Here is a 14,594-nt window from a genome sequence, read left to right on the forward strand (position 1 = left end):
CAAGCTTGGGCGCGACCTTGGCCTTGGCCGCCTTGCCGGCGCCCTTGGCCTTGGGCGTCTTGCCGCCCTTCTTGGGCGAGGTTCGCTCGCTCATTAGATCATCCTCCCGCGGCGGAAAGCGCGCGCGCCCTTTCGCCTGTCTCGATCATCGCTTAAGACCGGATCGGAAAATGACGACGCGGTCGAGCCCTTTTGTGAACGCACGCCGCAGCGCTTTGGCTGCGGGCGCGGCCGGCTGCGTCCTGCTGTCGGGCTGCGTGGCCAATCCGTTCAAGGACGCCATCGTCGACCCGCGCTCGCCGGTGGCCGCCGAGGTGGCCGCAAGCGTCCGTCCCAACGCGCCCTATCCGACCTTCGTAAACTTCCCCAAGGCCCCGGTGGGCGTGCGCCCGATCAAGCAATATGGCGTCGACGCCGGGCGCGTGGAGGCGGATGCGGCCAAGCTGGCCGCCGCCACCGCCGACTCCACCTGGGTGCTGAACGGCACCGAGGCCTTCGCCGCCCAGGCCCGCATCGACGCAGGCCCGATCCTCCCGCCGGCGCAGCCCGCCGACACCGAGGCCTTCGCCAAGGACCTGAAGGCGCGAGCTACACCGCCTCCGCCGGCCAAGAGATAGGACCCCGCGGAGGCTGAAAATTCATCGAACCATGGCTTGGCTGGCTCCCGCCCGGAGTCTATCCATGCCCGCCTTCACCTCCGAAGAGAGCCGCACTCGGGCCTTTGAGCGGCGCAAGACTTCGACATGACCCCCGACTTCCACCGCATACGCCGCCTCCCGCCCTACGTCCTCGAGGAGGTCAACCGCATCAAGGCGCGCCTGCGCGCCCAGGGTGTGGACATCATCGACTTCGGCATGGGCAATCCCGACATGCCGACGCCCAAGCACATCGTCGACAAGCTGGTCGAGACCGCGCGCGATCCCAAGGCCGGCCGCTATTCGGCGTCCAAGGGCATCGTCGGCCTCAGGCGGGCCATGGCCGGCTACTACGACCGCCGCTTCGGCGTGAAGCTGAACCCCGACACCGAGGTGATCGCCACTCTGGGGTCCAAGGAGGGCTTCGCCAACCTCGCCCAGGCGCTGACCGCGCCCGGCGACGTGATCGTCTGCCCCAACCCGGCCTATCCGATCCACGCCTACGGCTTCATCATGGCCGGCGGGGTGATCCGCCACGTGCCGGCGCTGAGCCCCGAGGACTACCTCTCGGGCGTCAGCCGGGCGGTGAAGCACTCGGTTCCGCCGCCGACGGTGCTGATCCTCAGCTACCCGTCCAATCCGACGGCCCAGTGCGTCGACCTGGATTTCTACAGGGACGCCATCGCGCTCGCGAAGAAGCACGAGATGCTGGTGATCAGCGACATCGCCTATTCGGAGATCTACTTCGACGACAACCCGCCGCCCTCGGTGCTGCAGGTCGAAGGCGCCAAGGACATCGCCGTCGAGGTCAATTCGCTCTCCAAAACCTACGCCATGGCCGGCTGGCGGGTCGGCATGGTGGTGGGCAACGAGCGGATCTGCGCGGCCCTGGCGCGGGTGAAGTCCTACCTCGACTACGGCGCCTACACCCCGATCCAGGTGGCCGCGGCCACGGCGCTCAACGGGCCGCAGGACTGCGTCGATGAGATCCGCGCCATCTACAAGTCCCGCCGCGACGTGCTGGTGGAGACCATGAAGCGCGCCGGCTGGGAGATCCCTTCGCCCAGCGCCTCGATGTTCGCCTGGGCCCCGGTGCCCGAGCAGTTCAAGGAAGCGGGCTCGCTGCTGTTCTCCAAGCTGCTGATCGAGGAGGCCGGCGTGGCCGTGGCGCCGGGCGTCGGCTTCGGCGAATATGGCGAGGGCTTCGTGCGCGTGGGCCTGGTGGAGAACGAGCACCGCATCCGCCAGGCCGCCCGCAATGTGAAGAAGTTCCTCAGCCAGTCCGACGACATCCTGGCCCGCGCCCACAATACCCTGGCGGCCCAATGACCCGCCTTCGCAAAGGCTTCGGCGCGGCGAGCCGGTCAGGGCGGGGCATCGCGACGAAGGTCCGGAGGAGCGTAGGCGGATGAGCGACAAACGCATCTGGCGCGTCGGCGTCGCGGGCCTGGGGACGGTCGGGACGGGGCTCCTGACCTTCCTGGCGGATCGGCCCGACTTCGCGCCGGCGGGCGGGCGGGCCGCCGTGACGGGCGTCTCGGCCCGGTCGCGCTCGCGGCCGCGGCCCTTCGACATCTCGGGCCTGCCCTGGTTCGACGATCCGGTGGCGCTGGCGACCTCCGGCGAGACCGACATCTTCGTCGAGCTGATCGGCGGCTCCGACGGCCCGGCCAAGGCCGCGGTGGAGGCCGCCCTGCGCGCCGGTAAGCCCGTGGTCACCGCCAACAAGGCCCTGATCGCCGAGCACGGCGCGGAACTGGCGGCGCTCGCCGAAGGGCAGGGCGTGCCGCTGCTGTTCGAGGCCGCCGTGATGGGCGGGGTGCCGGCGGTGAAGATGGTCCGCGAGGCGCTGGTCGGCGACGACATCAAGTCGGTGGCCGGCATCCTCAACGGCACCTGCAACTACATCCTGACCGAGATGGAGGCGACCGGCCGCTCCTTCGCCGAAGTGCTCGGAGAGGCGCAGCGTCTGGGCTACGCCGAGGCCGACCCGACCATGGACGTGGGCGGCTTCGACGCGGCCCACAAGATCTCCATCCTGGCGGCCCTGGCCTTCGGCTGCGCGCCCAACTACGCCGCGGCCGAGATCGAGGGCATCGAGAGCGTCGACCTGCTGGACATCCGGCTGGCCCGCGACCTCGGCTACCGGATCAAGCTGGTGGCCTCGGCCGACCGCTCGCCGGACGGGGTGCTGGTGCGGGTGCATCCGTCGCTGGCGCCGCTGGACCACCCGCTGGCCCAGGCCGGCGGAGCGCTGAACGCCCTCTTCATCGAGGGGACCCGCATCGGCCGCATCTTCGTCCAGGGCCCCGGCGCGGGCGCGGGCCCCACCGCCGCCGCGGTCGCCGCCGACATCGCCGACGTGATGGCTGGCGCCGTCCGCCCCGTCTTCCAGGCCCCGGCGGGCGCGCTTTCGCCCTTCACCCCGGTCGACCCGTCGAAGAGCATCGGCCGCGCCTACCTGCGCCTGTCGGTCAAGGACGAGCCGGGCGTGATCGCCGCGGTCTCCGAAACCCTGGCCGAGGCCGGCGTTTCCATCGAGAGCTTCCTGCAGAAGCCGGTCGCCGACGCCCCCGACATCCTGAAGGGCGGCGTGCCCATCGTGCTCACCACCCACGCGGTGGCCGAAAGCGTGCTCAAGGTCGCGATCGAGCGGATCGCCGGTCTCCCGGCTGTGCTGGACCGCCCGAGACTGCTACGCATCGCCCGCATCTGATGAAATCCGGAGACGTGAGAAGAACATGAGTTCCGAAGTCCTCGACCGCAGCCTGGTGCTGGAAGCGGTCCGCGTCACCGAGATCGCCGCCATCGCGGCCTGGAAGATGGTCGGCCGCGGCGACGAGAAGGCGGCCGACCAGGCCGCCGTCGACGCCATGCGCACGGCGCTCAACGACCTCGACCTCGACGGCGAGATCGTCATCGGCGAGGGCGAGCGCGACGAAGCGCCGATGCTCTACATCGGCGAAAAGGTCGGCAAGGGCGGCAAGCACAAGATCGACATCGCCCTCGACCCGCTGGAGGGCACGACGCTCACCGCCAAGGCCATGGCCAATGCGCTGGCGGTGATGGCCTGGGCGCCGAAGGGCACCATGCTCAACGCGCCCGACACCTATATGGACAAGATCGCCTGCGGCCCGGGCTATCCGGCCGGCGTGATCGACCTCGACAAGTCGCCCGCCGACAACGTCAAGGCGCTGGCCAAGGCCAAGGGCGTGCCGCCGGAAGAGCTGACCGTCTGCGTCCTCGACCGCCCGCGCCATGCGGAGATCATCGCCAGCCTGCGCTCGGTGGGCTGCCGCATCTACCTGATCACCGACGGCGACGTGGCCGGGGTGATGAACACCGCCGATCCCTCGACCGGCGTCGACCTCTACGTCGGCCAGGGCGGCGCGCCCGAGGGCGTGCTGGCCTGCGCGGCGCTGAAGTGCGTCGGCGGCCAGTTCCAGGGCCGGCTCGTCTTCCGCAACGCCGACGAGCGCGCCCGCGCCGCCCGCGTCGGCATCAAGGACCTCGACCGCAAGTACGACCTGCACGAGATGGTCCGCGCCGACGCCATCTTCGCCGCCACCGGCGTCACCGACGGGGCCTTGCTCGACGGCGTAAAGGTCGAGGGCGGCTTCGTCCACACCCACACCCTGGTGCTGAACTCCGCCACCCGCACCTCCCGCGAAGTGCGGATGAAGCGGCCGGTCTAGGGGCAGGCCGACTCCAAGCGGGTCCCTGCGCGGTCGGCCGCAATAGAGAACCCCGGCGCGCCGAAGGCGGCCGGGGCTCGGTCTTACCATCCGGATCGGAGGATCAGGCCGCCAGAGCCACTCGGCTGCGACGGTTGCGCAGGAGCGCGCCCAGGCCGCCGAAGCCCATCAGCATCATCGCCCAGGCCGCCGGTTCCGGCACGGCCTCGCCGACATTGATCTGATAATTGACGAGGCCGGCGCCGTTCGCGCCGCCGTCGATCCCAATGAAATGGAATTGGAGCGAGGAGGCCCCACCGAGATAGTAGGTTCCCGCGGTGGTCGGGGCGTCGAACGTCAGCGAGTACCTGCCGCTGAGGTTGTTGAAGATGCCGCCGCTGTAGAGGTCGGCCTGAACAGGCAGACCCGGCAGGCCAGCCAGATATAGCTGGATGACGCAGTCGGGGCAGTAGCCGTTGTTCGTGTCCGCCGCGCTCCAGTCGCCGGTGACGGTAATGGAGTCGCCGGGATTGACGTTCAGGACATCCGCGCCGTCGTCGGTGATCGTGAACGTGCCGTGGATCTGCCCATAGTCGACCGAACTGGCCGCGGTCTGGGCGTGGGCGGTCGCGCCCATCAGGCCGAGCGCCAACGCCGCGCCGGCCGCCAACATTTTGAAACTCATCTATCCACCCCATGGCTTGTGACGCCGTGCCATCCAGGCTTCGCCGGCGCACGGTCAAGCTTCAGGTGAGTTAACGTTTGCGTTCGAGTCACGTCGATTCCCCTGAAGAGGGAATTAGCGGTTGAGGGGCTCCGTCCGCTTCTGACGCAGCCGCGCGCCATCCAATCCTGGCGACTCGCCCACGGCGGGCCGATAGTGCGCGTCTGGACCTTGAGTGGAGCGGCAGTTGGCGGACGGCGGCGCCCCATTGGGCTATCTCGGCGTCGTGCGCTCGCTCAGCGGGCGGCTGTGGCGTGAGCGGCCGGCGGACGCCGAGCTGGTGCGCCGCCATCAGCTTGGCCATGGCTTGTCCGAGCCCCTGGCCCGGGCGCTGGCGGCCCGCGGCGTCGGCGCCGACCAGGCCGAGACCTACCTCAATCCGACCCTGAAGGCGCTGTTCCCCGATCCCTCGAGCTTCACCGACATGGACCGCGCCGCCGATGTGCTGGTCAGCGCTCTAGAGCAGAAACGGCCGCTGGTGGTGTTCGCCGACTATGACGTGGACGGCGCCTCGTCGGCGGCGCAGTTGGTGCGCTGGTTCCGAGCGCTCGGCCACGACCTGCCTATCTATGTGCCCGACCGCATCCTGGAGGGCTATGGCCCGTCGCCCGCCGCCTTCCGCCGCCTGAAGGCCGAGGGCGCGGAGCTGGTGATCACCGTCGACTGCGGGGCCGCCGCGCACGACGCCCTGGCCTGCGCCGCCGAGATCGGCCTGGAGGTGGTGGTGATCGACCACCACCTGATGCGCGGCGAGGAGATCCCGCACGTGGCGGCCCTGGTGAACCCCAACCGGCCGGACTGCGTGTCGGGGCAGGGGCATCTGGCGGCGGCCGGGGTGACCTTCGTGCTGCTGGCGGCGCTCAACCGCGAGGCCCGCCGCCGCGGCCTGTTCGGTGAGCGGGCCGAGCCGGACATTCGCCAATGGCTGGACCTCGCCGCCATGGGCGCGATCTGCGACGTGACCGAACTGCGCGGCCTCAACCGGGCCCTGGCGGCCCAGGGGCTGAAGGTGATGTCCGGCTGGCGCAATCCCGGCCTGAAGGCGCTGATGGACGTGGCCAAGGGGCAGGGGCCCGCGTCGGTCTTCCACGTGGGCTTCATCCTGGGTCCGCGGATCAACGCCGGCGGGCGGATCGGCCGCGCCGACCTGGGCGCGCGGCTGCTGTCCACCGACGATCCCAAGGAGGCTGCGGCCCTGGCCCTCGAACTCGACGGGCTCAACGCCTCGCGCAAGGAGGTGGAACGAGAGGTCACCGAGGCGGCGATCGCCCACATCGAAACCGAGAGCAATGCGCCGGACGCGCCCATGCTGCTGGTGGCGCAGGACGATTGGCACCCCGGCGTCATCGGCATCGTCGCCGGCCGTCTGCGCGAGAAGTACCGCAAGCCCGTGGTCGTGGTGGGCGTCGACCGCGCGGCCAATGTCGGCAAGGGGTCCGGCCGCTCGCAGCCGGGCGTGAACCTCGGGCGCGCCGTGCAGGCGGCCTATGACGAGGGCCTGCTGCTGGCCGGCGGCGGCCACGCCATGGCCGCGGGCCTGTCGGTGCGGCCGGACACGATCCCCGAGCTGCGCGCCTTCCTCTGCGAGCGGCTGGCGGCGGAAACCGAGGCCGCGGCGGCCGAGGACGCCCTGGAGATCGACGCCCTGGTCACCACCCGCGGCGCCGACCGGGCGCTGTGGCAGGACTTCCAGCGCATGGCCCCGTTCGGCCCGGGCAATGTCGAACCGAGCTTCGCGCTCGCCGACGCGCGCGTGGAGCGGCCCATGGCGCTGCGCGGCGGCCATGTGCGCTGCACGCTGACCGACGGCTCGGGCGGGAAGCTGAAGGCGGTGGCCTGGCGCGTCGAGGGTTCCGAGGCGGGCCGGCGGCTGATGGCCGAGGGCGGCGCCGTGCACGTCGCGGGCCGTCTGAAGCCGGACGATTGGCAGGGCAGGGCCGGCGTCGAATTCGAGATCGAGGACGTGGCCGATCCGCGCAGGGCCTGATGGCAAAGCCACAGCCTTGCACCCCCTCGGGAAGGCGGATATAGAGCCGCCCTTCGCGTCACGCGGTCCCTTCGTCTATCGGTTAGGACGCCAGGTTTTCAACCTGGAGAGAGGGGTTCGACTCCCCTAGGGACTGCCACGCGGACTGCCCGAAATCGCGGCAAGTCGCGCCGATTCCCCCGGCGCGCGCATTTTCGCCGTTGACGCGCACGCCGTTACGAGAACAGTGTTATAGTTGGCTCAGTCCGATGTCGGGATCGGAGAGTAACGGGCCGAGGGGCAGATGGCTGGTTACGAAGTCGAGCATGTGGAAGCGCCGCCGATTGAGGCGCTGCGTATCAGCGGTCGCGTCAAGTGGTTCGACGCCGGCAAGGGCTATGGCTTCATCGTCCCGGACGACCCCAGCCAGACCGACCTGAAGGATGTCCTCCTGCATGTGACCAGCCTGCGCAGTTGCGGGCGCGAGAACGCGCCGGAAGGCGCCGTCATCACCTGCGACGTGGTGCGCCGCCCGAAGGGTTGGCAGGTGGCGGAGGTCGTTGAGATCGACGAGAGCGCTGCGCCGCCAGCGGCCGAACGGCGATCGCGTGAGGGCGGTTTCCGCGGCGAGCGCGAAGCCTTCCTGCGCGGCGACTTCGCCACCCGTGCGCCGCGCCGCGCGCCGGCGGCCTCCGGGCCGCTGGAGCGGGCCAAGGTGAAGTGGTTCAACCGCACCAAGGGCTATGGCTTCGTCGTGCGCGACGCCGAGCCGGGCGACATCTTCGTGCACATCGAGACCTTGCGCCGCTCGGGCATGGAAGACCTGCAGCCCGGCGACGACGTCATGGTGCGCTTCGCCGAGGGCCCCAAGGGCCTGGTGGTGGCCGAGATCGAGAGTTCGCAGCTCGACTGAGGCCGCCCGCAAAGGCGGCCTTGCCTGCCGCCGACCGCTCCCCGTAAGGATGGGCCTGTTCCCGCGCCTCGGAGTCGTGCGTGCCACACCTGTTCCGCCGCCTGCTCCGGATGCTCCTGGCCCTCGGCGCGGCGGCCTGCCTGGCCCCGCCCGCGGCCGCGGCGGTCCCGGTCGACGGCTTCAAGGTCGTCCACGTCTATCCGCACGATACGGGCGCCTTCACCGAGGGGCTCTTCTACCTGCGCGGCGACCTCTACGAGAGTACGGGCATCCCCGGTCAGTCGAGCATCCGCCGGGTGCGCCTGAGCGACGGCCGCGTGCTGCAGTCCCAGGCGATCCCGCCGCAGATGTTCGGCGAGGGCATCGTCAACTGGGGCTCGGAGATCGTCAGCCTGACCTGGCAGGACCAGACCGGCTTCCGCTGGGATCTCAAGACCTTCACCAAGACGTCGACCTTCCACTACCCCGGCGAGGGCTGGGCGCTGACTCAGGACGGCGTCCACCTGATCATGAGCGACGGGACGGCCTCGCTGCGCATCCTGGACCCCGCCACCTTCCGGGAACTGCGCCGGGTGCCGGTGACCGCCGACGGCCGCCCGGTCGCCAACCTCAACGAGCTGGAATGGGTCAGGGGCGAGGTGCTGGCCAACATCTGGCAGACCAACCGCATCGCGCGCATCGATCCGGCGAGCGGCCGGGTGAAAGCCTGGATCGATCTGACCGGCCTGCCCGAGACGGCCGGCGCGGGCAATCCGGACGCCGTGCTGAACGGCATCGCCTACGACCGGGAGCACGACCGGCTGTTCGTCACCGGCAAGTACTGGCCGCACCTCTACGAGATCCGCCTGGTTCCGCCCAAGGGCCCGGCCCATTGAGCGGGCCGGCTGACGACGAGGGCTCGCCGCCGCCCGCCGGCTACGTCCCCGCCGAGGGCCGCGGCGGCTTCTCGACGCTGAACGGGCCCTACTTCCATCGCCCTGGCGAGGGCGAGCTCGCCGAACAGGCCTTCTTTGCCCGAAGGCGCCATGCCAACGGCCTGGGGCTGGTGCATGGCGGCATGCTGTCGGCCTTCATGGACGGGGTGCTGGCCGGCGCGGTGTTCCGCGGCACGGGCAAGACCGGGGTGACAATCCACCTCTCCATCGACTTCCTGCATATGGCCCGCGTCGGCGAATGGGTAATGGGCGAGGCGAGGCTGACGCGGGCGACCCGCGACGTCGCCTTCGCCGAGGGCCGCGCCTATGTCGGCGGCCACGACGTGGTCCGCTGCTCGGGCATCTTCAAGCTGATGAGCCGTGAGCGATAGGGCGGCGCCTGGCGGGCGCGGGGGGCTAAGTCGGCGGCGTCCGTTGCCGAAAGGGCAAAACGCTTATATCGCAGGGCCGCCGGCGCCCTCGGGGCGTAGCGCAGCCTGGTAGCGCATCTGCTTTGGGAGCAGAGGGTCGCAGGTTCAAATCCTGCCGCCCCGACCAAGCCGGCTATATTTGGGGCCTTCTCCTCCGCTCAGGTTGATCCAACCTGAGCGGGAAGGGCTCTAGAGGATCGAAGGATTTCCATGCTCGCGCGCATCTTCCGCCCATCCAAGACCGCCATGCAGTCGGGCAAGGCCAAGTCCAGCGAATGGGTGCTCGAGTTCGAGCCGACGGACGCCAGACGGCAGGACCCGTTGATGGGCTGGACCCAGACCGCGGACACCGAGGGCCAGGTGCGGCTGGCCTTCGAGACCAAGGAGGAGGCCGTGCGCTATGCCGACCAGCACGGCATCGCCTTCCAGCTGATCGATCCCAAGCCCGCAAAACGGATCATCAAGGCCTATGCCGACAATTTCGCCTTCGGCCGCAAGGTTCCGTGGACGCATTGACGCCGGCTTCGGCGCCCTTAGCTCAACCGGATAGAGCACTCGCCTTCTAAGCGAGCGGTTGCAGGTTCGAGTCCTGCAGGGCGCGCCAGCGGTTATTTGCGGGCAGGCTTATCTTCGGCGCAGGCCTGCGCGACCGCCGAATTGACGCCGAAGGCGGCAGGCGTCGGAGGGGTGGCCCCGCCGAGACTCTCGATCAGCTGATCATTGACCCACTCGCTCCGGAGGGCCTGGGTCTTCCACTGGAAACAGAAGGCCTTCAGCTGTTCGGGGTAGTTCTGCTTCAGGTTCGCCACCACCAGGGCGATGCATTCCTTGTCACGGGACGAACAGCTTTTCTTCGGCAGGGCTTGCACCACGATGCCGCTGACTGTGCTCCCAGGCTCCGCCGGCTTGGCGGGTGGCGCGGCCGGCTGGGCCTGCGCGGCTCCGCCGAAGGCCAAGGCGGCTGCGGCGAGGGCCAGGGCGTTCCGGATGCTCATGGCGCATGACCCTATACGATCGATCAGACGTAAGGATTTCGCTCTTTGTCGAGCGTGACAACCCAGTCGGCCCGGCCGGGCATTTCGGCCAGGATCCAGCGGGTCAGGCGCTCGTAGAAGGCGACGAAGCGGGCGATTTCGTCAGGAGTCATGCCGCCGGCGCCCTTCGCCCGGAGCTTGGCTTCCTGCTCCTCGCGCCAGCCGGCGACCACGTCGAAACCGGGCGCCTGCAGCAGGACCAGGTCATGCAGCCGGCCGAACAGGGTCTGGTAGGGGCCGTCGAGCTGGTCGTTGATGTAGGTGCGCCAGACGGCCTTGGGGTCCTCGTCCCGTTCCAGGGCGTTGACCGGCGTCGCCAGGGCCGCGCGGCCCTGGCTGACCGCGCCGACGCACCAGCCCTCCAGGATGATCACATCCACCGGCGAGGCGACCGTGGACCAGGCGGCGCGCGGCGCGCGGTTGTCCGTGGCCTTGTCGAAGCGGGGCAGGACGGCCTTGCCCTTGCTGCGCAACTGGTCGACGGCCGCGCCGGCCATGGACACGTCGTGGGTGCCCGGCGGCCCGCGGACAGCCAGCAGAGGGTGGACCTCGCGCGCCAGGCGCCGGCGCGCCTCGTGGGTCAGGTAGAAGTCGTCCAGCGACAGGGCGACGGCGCGCTGGCCGCGCTCCTCCAGGAGGCTCACGGCATATCTGGCGATGGTGCTCTTGCCCGAGCCCTGGGCGCCGCAGAGGCCGATCACCGCGCAACGCTTGCGGTCGATCCGGCGGCGGTGGGCCCGGGCGGCCAGGGGCTCGCAGACCAACTCCGCGGTCCGGCGAAAGGCCTCCGGCAGCCCCTCCTGCGCCATGAAGCGGTCCAGGCCGGCGTCGCTCACTCCTACCCCCAAAGGAGCGTCTAGCCCCCGCTGTAGCCGCCGATCACCGGCAGGACTTCGCCGGTGATGTAGCTGGAGGTCTGGGGCGAGGCCAGGAAGACGTAGGCCGGCGCGATCTCCTCCGGCTGGGCGGGCCGCTTCATCGGCGTGTCGCCGCCGAACTTCGAGGTCCGCTCCGCGTCCTTGTCGGCCGGGTTGAGCGGCGTCCAGACAGGCCCCGGCGCGACCGCGTTCACCCGGACGCCCTTCCGGATCAGGTGGGTCGAGAGCGCGCGGGTGAAGGCGTGGATGCCGCCCTTGGTCATCGAGTAGTCGAGCAGGTCCTTGTTTCCCACCAGCCCGGTGATCGAGCCGGTCATGACGATCGCTGAGCCCGGGGCCATGTGGGGCACGGCGGCCTTGGCCATGAAGAAGTAGCCGTAGAGGTTGGTCTTCAAGGTGCGGTCGAAGTGTTCTTCGGTGAGGTCCTCGAAATCGTCGACATGCTCCTGGAAAGCCGCGTTGTTCACCAGGATATCGAGCTTGCCGAACTCCTTGACCGTGCGCTGCACGGCGGCCTCGGCGAACTTCGACTGGGCCACGTCGCCCGAGATCAGGATGGCCCGGCGGCCTTCCTTCTCGACCGCGGCCTTGGTGGCCTTAGCGTCGTCGTCCTCGTCCAGATAGGCGATGGCCACGTCGGCGCCCTCGCGGGCGAAGAGCACGGCGACCGCGCGGCCGATGCCGGAGTCGGCGCCTGTGATCAAGGCGACCTTGCCCTCCAGCTTGCCGGAGCCCTTGTAGTAGGGCGCTTCCCACATGGGCTTGAGCTGGAGATCGGCCTCCAGGCCCGGCTTCTCCAGGTGCTGCTTGGGGAAGGGCGGGGCGGGATATTCCCGCGCGCCCGCCTGCATCGGTTTCTGGTCCTCGCCCTTGAAGGAGCGCGGCTCCTTCGCGTCGATCTCATGCTGGATCTTGCGTTCCTGCTGGGCGGCCCGTTCGGCCTCGCCACGGAATGCGTCGCCGGCGTCGGTGTGGGTCATGACCAAATCCTTCAATGGGGGATCTGGGCGACCAATCGTCTGGCGGGCGTCCGGTTCCCGCGGCTCAGCTCGCCGCGGCGGCGTAGGCCGCGAAGCCCCGCTCCAGGTCGGCGATCAGGTCGCCCGTATCCTCCAGACCGATGTGCAGGCGGATCAGCGGCCCGCCGTAGTCGGGCTGGAAGCTGCGCACCTTCAGTTGCGGGTCGCAGAAGATCGCCAGGCTCTCGAAGCCCCCCCAGGAGAAGCCCAGGCCGAAGAGGCTCAGCGCATCGAGGAAGGCGTTGACCGCGGCGGCCGGCGCCGGTTTCAGGGAGAAGGCGAAGAGGCCGGATGCGCCGGTGAACTGCCGCGCCCACAGGTCGTGGTCGGGCGCGCCGGGAAGCCCCGGATGGAAGACCTGCGCGACCTCAGGCCGCGTGCGGAGCCAGGCCGCCACGTCCAGGCCGCTCTGCCCTTGCCGCGCCAGGCGGATGGGCAGGGTGCGCAGGCCCCGGAGCATCTGGTAGGCGTCCTCGCCGGTCACCGCCCAGCCCAGGTTGACGATCCCCTCGTCCAGGGCGTGAACCAGCCTGGGGTCGTTCACCGCCGCCGAGCCCATGAAGACGTCGGAGTGGCCGCCGACGTATTTGGTGAGCGCCTGCACCGAGATGTCCACGCCCAGGTCCAGCGGCCGCATCAGGTAGCCGGCGCCCCAGGTGTTGTCGGCGACCGTCAGGATATCGCGGGCGCGGGCGAGTTCGGCGACGCGGCCCAGGTCCTGCATCTCGAAACTGAGCGAGCCCGGCGATTCCATCAGGATCAGCCGGGTGGCCGCCGAGGCGCCGCCGACCAGTTCCTCCGGCGGCTGGCGCGGATCGAAGTAGCGCACGGCGACACCGAACCGCTTCAGCACATGGTCGCAGAACCGGCGCGTGGGCTTGTAGATCACGTCGGTGACCAGCACCTCGTCGCCGGTCTTCAGCACCGCCAGCAGGGCGCCGGTGAGGGCGGATAGGCCGGACGGATAGAGGGTGACGGCCTTGGCGTTCTCCAGCTCGGCCAGGGCGTCCTGCAAGGCGAACTGCGCAGCCAGGCCCTGGCGGCCGTAGGTGAGCTGGCTCGCATCGTCATAGAGGCTGGCGGCGTCGGGCAGCAGGACGGTCGAGCCCTTCTGTACCGGCGGGCCCACGGTCTTGGCCACGGGGCCCGCGCCATGGCCGGCGCGGATCAGGCGGGTTGCGGCCTGGAGGTGAGAGGCCGGCCGGCCGGTCTTGGGGGGCATACGGGTTGCGGGGCCTAGGCTAGCGGGCGACAGTGCGGGAGGCACTTAGGGCCGCAAGGGCGGCTCGATCAAGGAGCACGGATGATCCGGCGGCTGGCCGCGGCGGGGCTTGCGATCCTGACCTTGAGCGCCTGCGACGGCGGCTCGAAGCCGGCCCCCGCGCCGACGCCGGTCCTGAAAGGCGCCGATGTCGCGGGCGTGCGCTACAAGGCCACGCCCAGCAAGGTGCTGAATGCGGTCAGGAAGCGCGGCTACGTGGCCTGCGGGGTCAATCCCGGCCTGCCGGGCTTCGCCTTCCCGGACCTGCGCGGGAACTGGCGCGGCTTCGACGTCGACATCTGCCGCGCGGTGGCCGCCGCAGTGCTGGGCGACGCCGACAAGGTGCGGTTCACGGCGATCAGCGCCCAGGACCGTTTCAGCGCCCTGCAGAAGGGCCAGGTCGACCTGCTGTCCCGCAACACCTCGTGGTCGTTCTCCCGCGACGCGGGCCTGGGGCTCGACTTCGCGGCCACCACCTATTTCGACGGCCAGGGGTTCCTGGCCCCGAAGTCGCTGGGCCTGACCAGCGCCCAGGAGCTGTCGGGCGCGCGGATCTGCGTCCAGGCGGGCACCGCCAGCCAGGACAACCTCAACGACTTCTTCCGGGCGCGCGGCCTGAACTACAAGCCCGTGGTGGTGGCCTCCGAGGCCGAGGCCAGGCGGCTCTACGAGAACGACGGCTGCGACGTCTTCACCGCCGACATCTCCGCCCTGGCGGGGTCGCGCTCGGTGCTGAGCAACCCCAACGCCCACGTGATCCTGCCCGACGTGATCTCCAAGGAGCCCCTGGGGCCCGTGGTGCGGCAGAACGATCCGGTCTGGACCGACATCGTGCGCTGGACGGTCTACGCCACCATCCTGGGCGAGGAATTGGGTCTGACCTCCAAGACCGTCGAACAGGCGCGTGAGACGGCGTCCGATCCGCAGACCCGGCGGCTGTTGGGCGTGGACGGGGATTACGGCGCCTTGCTGGGCCTGAAGCGGGACTGGGCGTTCCAGGTGATCCGCCAGGTGGGCGCCTATCACGAGATATTCCGCCGCGACATCGGCTCGGATTCCTCGCTGAAACTGGACCGGGGCCTGAATGCGCTCTGGAACGCGCCCAAGCCAGGACTGCTGTACGCGCCCCCGTTCCGCTAGAGCGG

Annotated in this window: 15 protein-coding genes and 3 tRNA genes; 13 read left to right on the forward strand and 5 right to left on the reverse strand. The window is 69.9% G+C overall.

All coding sequences use genetic code 11. The features are described 5' to 3' along the window. Nucleotides 1–194 precede the first annotated feature (194 nt). The 4 genes from VNW53_RS05585 to glpX all read left to right on the forward strand — a co-directional run bounded on the left by VNW53_RS05585 (nucleotide 195) and on the right by glpX (nucleotide 4,330). On the forward strand, nucleotides 195–617 hold the full coding sequence (locus tag VNW53_RS05585; protein ID WP_325554123.1) for a hypothetical protein: 423 nt from the start codon (nucleotides 195–197) through the stop codon (nucleotides 615–617). Between the two features lie 126 nt (nucleotides 618–743). Continuing rightward, nucleotides 744–1,964 (forward strand): LL-diaminopimelate aminotransferase, encoded by a 1,221-nt coding sequence (locus VNW53_RS05590; RefSeq protein ID WP_325554125.1) that lies wholly within the window; start codon nucleotides 744–746, stop codon nucleotides 1,962–1,964. Between the two features lie 79 nt (nucleotides 1,965–2,043). Beyond that, nucleotides 2,044–3,351: a homoserine dehydrogenase gene (locus VNW53_RS05595; protein ID WP_325554126.1), complete on the forward strand. Its 1,308-nt coding sequence runs from the start codon at nucleotides 2,044–2,046 to the stop codon at nucleotides 3,349–3,351. Between the two features lie 25 nt (nucleotides 3,352–3,376). Next, nucleotides 3,377–4,330, forward strand: coding sequence for a class II fructose-bisphosphatase (gene glpX / locus VNW53_RS05600; protein ID WP_325554128.1), 954 nt, complete (start codon nucleotides 3,377–3,379; stop codon nucleotides 4,328–4,330). A 103-nt stretch (nucleotides 4,331–4,433) separates the two neighbouring features. Here the strand turns inward: glpX and VNW53_RS05605 are convergent, their stop codons facing one another. Beyond that, on the reverse strand, nucleotides 4,434–4,994 hold the full coding sequence (locus tag VNW53_RS05605; protein WP_325554130.1) for a PEPxxWA-CTERM sorting domain-containing protein: 561 nt from the start codon (nucleotides 4,992–4,994) through the stop codon (nucleotides 4,434–4,436). 226 nt (nucleotides 4,995–5,220) lie between these two features. Here VNW53_RS05605 and recJ point away from each other — a divergent pair, with 226 nt between their 5' ends. From recJ to VNW53_RS05645, 8 genes are all read left to right on the forward strand, one after another. Then, nucleotides 5,221–7,020, forward strand: coding sequence for a single-stranded-DNA-specific exonuclease RecJ (recJ, locus tag VNW53_RS05610; protein WP_325554131.1), 1,800 nt, complete (start codon nucleotides 5,221–5,223; stop codon nucleotides 7,018–7,020). A 64-nt stretch (nucleotides 7,021–7,084) separates the two neighbouring features. Continuing rightward, a tRNA-Glu gene (locus VNW53_RS05615) sits at nucleotides 7,085–7,159 on the forward strand. Nucleotides 7,160–7,303: 144 nt separating this feature from the next. Continuing rightward, nucleotides 7,304–7,912 carry a cold-shock protein gene (locus tag VNW53_RS05620; RefSeq protein ID WP_325554133.1) on the forward strand — a complete coding sequence of 203 codons (609 nt, stop codon included), beginning with the start codon at nucleotides 7,304–7,306 and terminating at the stop codon, nucleotides 7,910–7,912. An 80-nt stretch (nucleotides 7,913–7,992) separates the two neighbouring features. Then, entirely contained in the window at nucleotides 7,993–8,787 is a 795-nt protein-coding gene (locus VNW53_RS05625; protein ID WP_325554135.1) for a glutaminyl-peptide cyclotransferase, read from the forward strand. Further along, nucleotides 8,784–9,218, forward strand: coding sequence for a PaaI family thioesterase (locus tag VNW53_RS05630; RefSeq protein WP_325554137.1), 435 nt, complete (start codon nucleotides 8,784–8,786; stop codon nucleotides 9,216–9,218). The genes VNW53_RS05625 and VNW53_RS05630 overlap by 4 nt, the downstream gene beginning before the upstream one ends. Before the next feature lie 89 nt (nucleotides 9,219–9,307). Further along, nucleotides 9,308–9,384: transfer RNA gene (locus VNW53_RS05635), tRNA-Pro, on the forward strand. Between the two features lie 83 nt (nucleotides 9,385–9,467). After that, nucleotides 9,468–9,773 (forward strand): ETC complex I subunit, encoded by a 306-nt coding sequence (locus VNW53_RS05640; protein ID WP_325554139.1) that lies wholly within the window; start codon nucleotides 9,468–9,470, stop codon nucleotides 9,771–9,773. A gap of 11 nt (nucleotides 9,774–9,784) precedes the next feature. Further along, nucleotides 9,785–9,861: transfer RNA gene (locus VNW53_RS05645), tRNA-Arg, on the forward strand. A 4-nt stretch (nucleotides 9,862–9,865) separates the two neighbouring features. Here VNW53_RS05645 and VNW53_RS05650 read toward each other — a convergent pair. The 4 genes from VNW53_RS05650 to metC all read right to left on the reverse strand — a co-directional run bounded on the left by VNW53_RS05650 (nucleotide 9,866) and on the right by metC (nucleotide 13,410). After that, nucleotides 9,866–10,252 (reverse strand): hypothetical protein, encoded by a 387-nt coding sequence (locus VNW53_RS05650; RefSeq protein WP_325554140.1) that lies wholly within the window; start codon nucleotides 10,250–10,252, stop codon nucleotides 9,866–9,868. A gap of 23 nt (nucleotides 10,253–10,275) precedes the next feature. Then, complete coding sequence (locus VNW53_RS05655) at nucleotides 10,276–11,127, reverse strand: kinase (RefSeq protein ID WP_325554142.1); 852 nt, start codon at nucleotides 11,125–11,127, stop codon at nucleotides 10,276–10,278. A 20-nt stretch (nucleotides 11,128–11,147) separates the two neighbouring features. Further along, nucleotides 11,148–12,149, reverse strand: a complete 1,002-nt coding sequence (locus VNW53_RS05660; RefSeq protein WP_325554144.1) for an SDR family oxidoreductase — start codon at nucleotides 12,147–12,149, stop codon at nucleotides 11,148–11,150. A gap of 64 nt (nucleotides 12,150–12,213) precedes the next feature. Further along, nucleotides 12,214–13,410 carry a cystathionine beta-lyase gene (gene metC, locus VNW53_RS05665; protein ID WP_325554146.1) on the reverse strand — a complete coding sequence of 399 codons (1,197 nt, stop codon included), beginning with the start codon at nucleotides 13,408–13,410 and terminating at the stop codon, nucleotides 12,214–12,216. 81 nt (nucleotides 13,411–13,491) lie between these two features. On the opposite strand from metC, the gene VNW53_RS05670 reads away from it, so the two are divergent. Further along, entirely contained in the window at nucleotides 13,492–14,589 is a 1,098-nt protein-coding gene (locus tag VNW53_RS05670; RefSeq protein WP_325554147.1) for an amino acid ABC transporter substrate-binding protein, read from the forward strand. Nucleotides 14,590–14,594 lie beyond the last annotated feature (5 nt).

The sequence above is a fragment of the Phenylobacterium sp. genome (genome assembly GCF_035569475.1).
GTDB lineage: Bacteria > Pseudomonadota > Alphaproteobacteria > Caulobacterales > Caulobacteraceae > Phenylobacterium.